This is a genomic window from Bacteroides sp. An279 (assembly GCF_002159615.1).
In the GTDB taxonomy this organism is placed as follows: domain Bacteria; phylum Bacteroidota; class Bacteroidia; order Bacteroidales; family Bacteroidaceae; genus Phocaeicola; species Phocaeicola intestinalis.
In genome coordinates this window covers 1-4,996 of the sequence record NZ_NFJA01000149.1, presented here as the reverse complement: position 1 = coordinate 4,996, position 4,996 = coordinate 1, and the positions used below count along the sequence as shown (strand labels likewise).

Below are 4,996 nucleotides of genomic sequence, written 5' to 3'. Positions count from 1 at the left end.
TGGAGAGATTCTCCACGGGGTAACGCCTCCGTCTGGTACTGAAAGTAAAACCTTTCAAGATCTTCACTGCTATACATAATTCTATAAATTTGGTTGGCAGCGAAGTTACTCATTTCAATCAATAGCCTTTTTTTGACTGCTTACGCAGTATATATTCATCAGCGGTCGCAGTATATATTCAACTGGCGATGCAGTATATATTCATTTTTCGGGTGTACTATCCTGTATGTTCTGTTCTGCCTGCTGCGCGTTCGGGGCGATGAGGTTCTGGCCGCCGTTGATGATGCAGACAAACTGGGGGTCTTCCCGCTCGTGGAGCTTGTCTATCTCATCGTGGTACTCCTAACTTATACTTCATTCTTAATTCTTCATTCTATAGGATGTCGCTTATGCTTACGCTCTTCGTCATGCTCTGCCACGAATGTCTTGCTACGGTGAGGTTCAGCGGATAACCGAGACCCATTATCTCACCCAATTTCTTCAGGCTGTAATTGATGCGGTGCAGGAGGCTGTCATACTGTTTCCATTGCTCGTGTGGGGATTTTGCCGTGATGACAGGGAAAAGGCGTGCCGTGCCTTTCCTTCTATAACGGTCTGCTATCTCCTGCAGTGCCGGCTCCCAGGGAATGGAGATTTCCTTACCGGTGATGTGCTGACGGTAAGTGAGCTGTCCGTCCTGGATGTTCTTTCTTGTCAGGCGGAAGATGTCATCGCTCCTCATGCCACGTGCATAGACAGAGAACAGGAAGATGTCGCGGGCGAAGACGATTGACGGATGTTCGCTGCTCAAGTCCAAGTCGCGCATATGTTTTACCTCCGCAAGCGTCAGGCCGTTCTTCTCTTTCTTGACGTGGTAGCTCACGTCCATGCCTTCGAAGGGATGGCATTCATCGGCCAGTCCGCTTTCTACGGCAAGGCGGTAGACCCGTTTCAAGTTCCGGATGTACAAGGAAATGGTATTGCGCCCTAATTCCTGATTCTTCAGCCACGTATGATAGTTGCGTATCAGCAGGGAATCGAAGTCCTTGAAAGGCACTTCGCTCTTGCCCAAATAGGCAATGAACTTTCTGAGATACATTTTCAGCTTGTTTGCGGCATCGTAACGCCCCTCGTCCTGCAGTTTCTCAACGCGGGAATTGGCGTATGCAATAAAGCCGAAACCTTCCAGCCCCTCTCCGACTCTCCCAGCCCCTCTCCAGTTCTCCTCATGAGGAGAAAGGGTAACGGCCGTCTGTGCTATATCCTTTTGCACTTTATTCTTCATCTTTCATTCTTAATTCTCGGGCTTCATGCATCCCAGAAAATCGAAAATGTTAGGCTCGTCGAAATAGATGCCCATGTCGGCGTAACAGGCTTCCTCCGGGTCTTCCGGTACGGTGTAGAGGTCTTCGTAAAGACTGAGCCGCTTACCAAACGTGGTGGTGAAAAATGTGAGCTTTGCCGCATCCTGTTCTTTTTTAAGGATGTCGCTCCAATTGGTTTCACCGTTCCACACGGGCAAGGCTTCCTTGTTAAGCCAGACTGCAGAACCGTTTATGTAAGTTTTGTCATTGTAAGTGACAAGCTGGGCGGCAAGAGGACGGCTTTGCACATTTTCCGAAACAGGCGCAGGGAAAATCACATCACGGAACTCACGCCCGTCCCTGTGGAGTAAAGTGAGCGTGCGCCCGTCTTTACGCCCGATAACCGTGTAAGTGTCCAAGCGTTCGGAACGGATAGCATCGAGACTTTCCGCCGCTTCTTTCAACCTGTCTTTTTCTTTTCCTTCGGCAAAAGACACTTCATAACGGAACTGCCTGGACAAGGTATCCGCCAAGGAGTATCCGCGCTTGTCACGCCAGTTGAAGGCAAGGTCTGCCCACAGCATCTGCCGGGCGGTCTGCCAGTCACCCGTAAGCCTGCGGAACATCACCTCCCTGAAACGTAAGTCCGGGAAAATGTGCCACATTACCGGGTCTTCACATGGAAACCAAGCCATCATGCCGCTCATACGGGAAAAATCACCCGACAGCACGCATTCTGTCATCCATTGCCGGAGGGCACTGCAACCGGCTCTTGACACAGCTTCTGACACGAGACTGTCCACTTGTGAAGTGGCATCCGCACCCATGTCCAGGCTTTCGCACCAGCGGAACACGACATCGCCCACGCTGCGGTACCTATATTCGTAAACACCGTCAAGCCCGACGGCAAGGGTATTCTCTGTATAGAGCAGCAGAGAAAGTATAAACTGTTCATCGAACCCTGCCGCATACTGTTCAGCCAAACGGTGCAGCCTGACGTAGATTTCATAAAAGAAAACCACATCGCCATCCACATTCATGGACGGATGGTGGAGGCGTTGCCATCGGGAAGTAAATTCGGCTATCGTGTACATTTTATTTCAGGTAACAAGTTGACCAATTGACGAGTTAACGAAGTTTTAGATGCCATTAGTGAAACTATTCAGAACCTTGTTGCCTTGTCAACTGATACCTTGTCAACTTCAATTGTGCAGCCACACCGTCCGCAGATACCTGCGCCATACGGCAAGATGGTTGGTAGTATTGATTTCCTTGCAGATGCGGACACAAGTCTGTATCAGCTTGTCCTTTGCCGTGTCTTTTTCTTGAACTGAAGACCGGATAGCAAAGACATTCAACGTATCTTCGCCGACCTTAAAATCCGGTACGGCTTTTACGGCTGAATCCGCATCTGTCAATACCTTATATAATGTTGGGGCATAGTTGCGGAAAGACTCGATGAGTTTTTTCCTTTCTGTATTCGTGGTCTCGTCAAGGACAGATTGCGACCTTCCCGACACTAACTTCTCGTTGGCTTTTCCTGCCGTAAGAAAATATTCGCTGAGGAAACCGTCCCAGTTGGCGAAGAAAACGAGGTTTTCCATCTCTTCCCTCATGCCGATATGGGCATCATACGCAGTGGTGACTTTTCCATCCTCCTGTCTGCTGGGGTAATAAACCTCTTCGGTGATGTCCACCCTGCGGATGATTTCCGTAAAATTCTTATGTTGAAGTTCCACCTCGTTCTTGCCTTCTTCCCATTCTATTCCGGATGTAGGCGTAAGAAACGAACGCAGGAGAATCTTTTGCCAGTTTTCCTTCACATATCCGGGAGTATCATGTTCGTAGCGGGCAAGGTTTATCAGAAGTTCAGCTTCCTTGGTAGTCAGTCTGGCAAGACGGCTGCCCAATGTTTTCTCACCTTTCTTGTCAAGTTCCCGGCAGAGATTAGTCAATGACAAATCGACAGCAAGGCGTTCCATCAGTTCATAAAGCATGGCTTGCGTGCGCTTTCCGTAACCGCATGCCTGCAGGATGCCGACAAGCAGGTCAACGGCACGCCCTTTTTCCGTGCCTATAGACAGGCGGTCGCCCTCGGCATTGTGGAGACGGACAACGTGCAGGTCGGAGACATTGGGATAGGTGACGGTCAACCAGCTGCCCGGCACCATGCCTTGCACGCGGAACACCAGTCCCTTTTTGCGGTGGAAGCGGCAGATGTAACCTTCTTGGCCGGCAAGCGGACCGTCGACCACGCGTACAATCTCATTCGCCTCGCCCTCTTTCGCGTTGAAGGCATAGTCCGAGTAAGGACGCTCCAGCACTATTACCTTATCAGCATAATTCTCGTTGTAGTCACGGAAAGCGCGCATTTGCGATTCGGGTATGGTGCAAGCGGTGGCTTTCTCGTCCGGCGTACGCTTGCGGTTGTAGCGGATAAAGGCATCGGAACAGTTATCACGAAGGAACTCAACCAGTGCGTTTTGGGTGGCAAGCACGAACACATAGCCATCAAAAAGGGGCATCCGTTGCTCACTGTCACCTCTGCGCACGTACACCTTGGTATGGGTAGGACAATAGACTTCCAGTATGTTCCGGATCTTGTCCTTTTCGCGCCCAATGAGTGCACACAACTCCTGTTCATGTCCGGGTTTGGTACGGACAAGGAACCATTGGTAATCTACGTTGTTGAGTTTGTCAGACAACATGATGGATTTACGATTTACAAAGTACTATTTACGGTGGTTAATCCCCATTTACAACACAGCTAAATCGTAAATTGTAAATAATGCCAATCAGGAGTTAAAAAGGAAGTTATAGGTAGTTATCGCCCACTTATCGGGCTGGGAGTTAGATGCCAATACCTTTTGCACAGCTTTCAGAAGCAAAGCTATTGACCTTTAACTCCTGAACGAAGTGATAACTCCTGTGAAACATAACTACGTTTAACTCCTGATTCGCATAAATAACCAAATTGTAAATGAACAAGGCGTTCCTTACGTTACCCTCATGACAATCGCATGACGGCTAACCGTTACCTCTCCGAATTTGAATCACTACGCTTTGCAAACTTTTTTAAGAAGTTTTCAGACGTTGTTTACAGCATTCTTTAGGTTTAGCGGCAGCATTCCGGAGTAAAAACTCAGCAACAATGTCCTGCCGTTGTTATGTGACGAGAAGTGCAAAGCGCAATTCGCTTGAATGTTTTTGCCTCCATATCACAAATATTTGATATACAATCAATTAAATACTTTCAAGTTCGCCGCTTTATCATTGTTTTATATTATGAAGCGGCAAAACACGTTGCAAATATAGTGAAAAGATTTAATATTAAGGATTTTACGGTCAAAAAAAATTCATGATTAGTGATTAAATTTCCCCAAAAGCTGCATTTGTTCGACTAAATCCGGAGAACATTATCTACTTAAAAAGCAAAGCATCTGCACCAGCCGTGGTTTTCCAGACAGTGGTTTGACGGAGTTGGGAGTGATGGAAGACACTGGCACTTGAAATGCGAACATAAGCCAGCCCAATACACCACAAGCCTTTGTGAAGTTATCAAGGTCAAAGTCTAATTACTATATATACAAGATGCCATTAAACCTAGAAGCTGTTTTGAATTTCTCCAAAAAGTTTTTCTTGGCTTGATGTATCCGTTTTCGTGTGTGCTTTGGGCGATTTTTTGGTCCTTTTCGCTCCTGTTCTTCGTCAGA

The 4,996-nt window shown here is 47.7% G+C and carries 3 protein-coding genes; all 3 read right to left on the bottom strand.

Translation table 11 applies throughout. From position 1 onward, the window contains the following. Positions 1 to 373: 373 nt before the first annotated feature. Positions 374 to 1,264, bottom strand: coding sequence for a tyrosine-type recombinase/integrase (locus B5F78_RS15895; protein ID WP_087407197.1), 891 nt, complete (start codon positions 1,262 to 1,264; stop codon positions 374 to 376). 9 nt (positions 1,265 to 1,273) lie between these two features. After that, the gene (locus B5F78_RS15890; protein ID WP_087407196.1) at positions 1,274 to 2,377 is read right to left on the bottom strand and encodes a hypothetical protein; all 1,104 of its coding nucleotides are present in this window, start codon (positions 2,375 to 2,377) and stop codon (positions 1,274 to 1,276) included. Positions 2,378 to 2,485: 108 nt separating this feature from the next. Continuing rightward, positions 2,486 to 3,991: a transcription termination/antitermination NusG family protein gene (locus tag B5F78_RS15885; RefSeq protein WP_087407195.1), complete on the bottom strand. Its 1,506-nt coding sequence runs from the start codon at positions 3,989 to 3,991 to the stop codon at positions 2,486 to 2,488. Positions 3,992 to 4,996 lie beyond the last annotated feature (1,005 nt).

Excerpts from the sequence above, each read along its gene's own strand:
- B5F78_RS15895 (WP_087407197.1), bottom strand. The coding sequence starts at position 1,264 with ATGAAGAATAAAGTGCAAAAGGATATAGCACAGACGGCCGTTACCCTT.
- B5F78_RS15890 (WP_087407196.1), bottom strand. The coding sequence starts at position 2,377 with ATGTACACGATAGCCGAATTTACTTCCCGATGGCAACGCCTCCACCAT.
- B5F78_RS15885 (WP_087407195.1), bottom strand. The coding sequence starts at position 3,991 with ATGTTGTCTGACAAACTCAACAACGTAGATTACCAATGGTTCCTTGTC.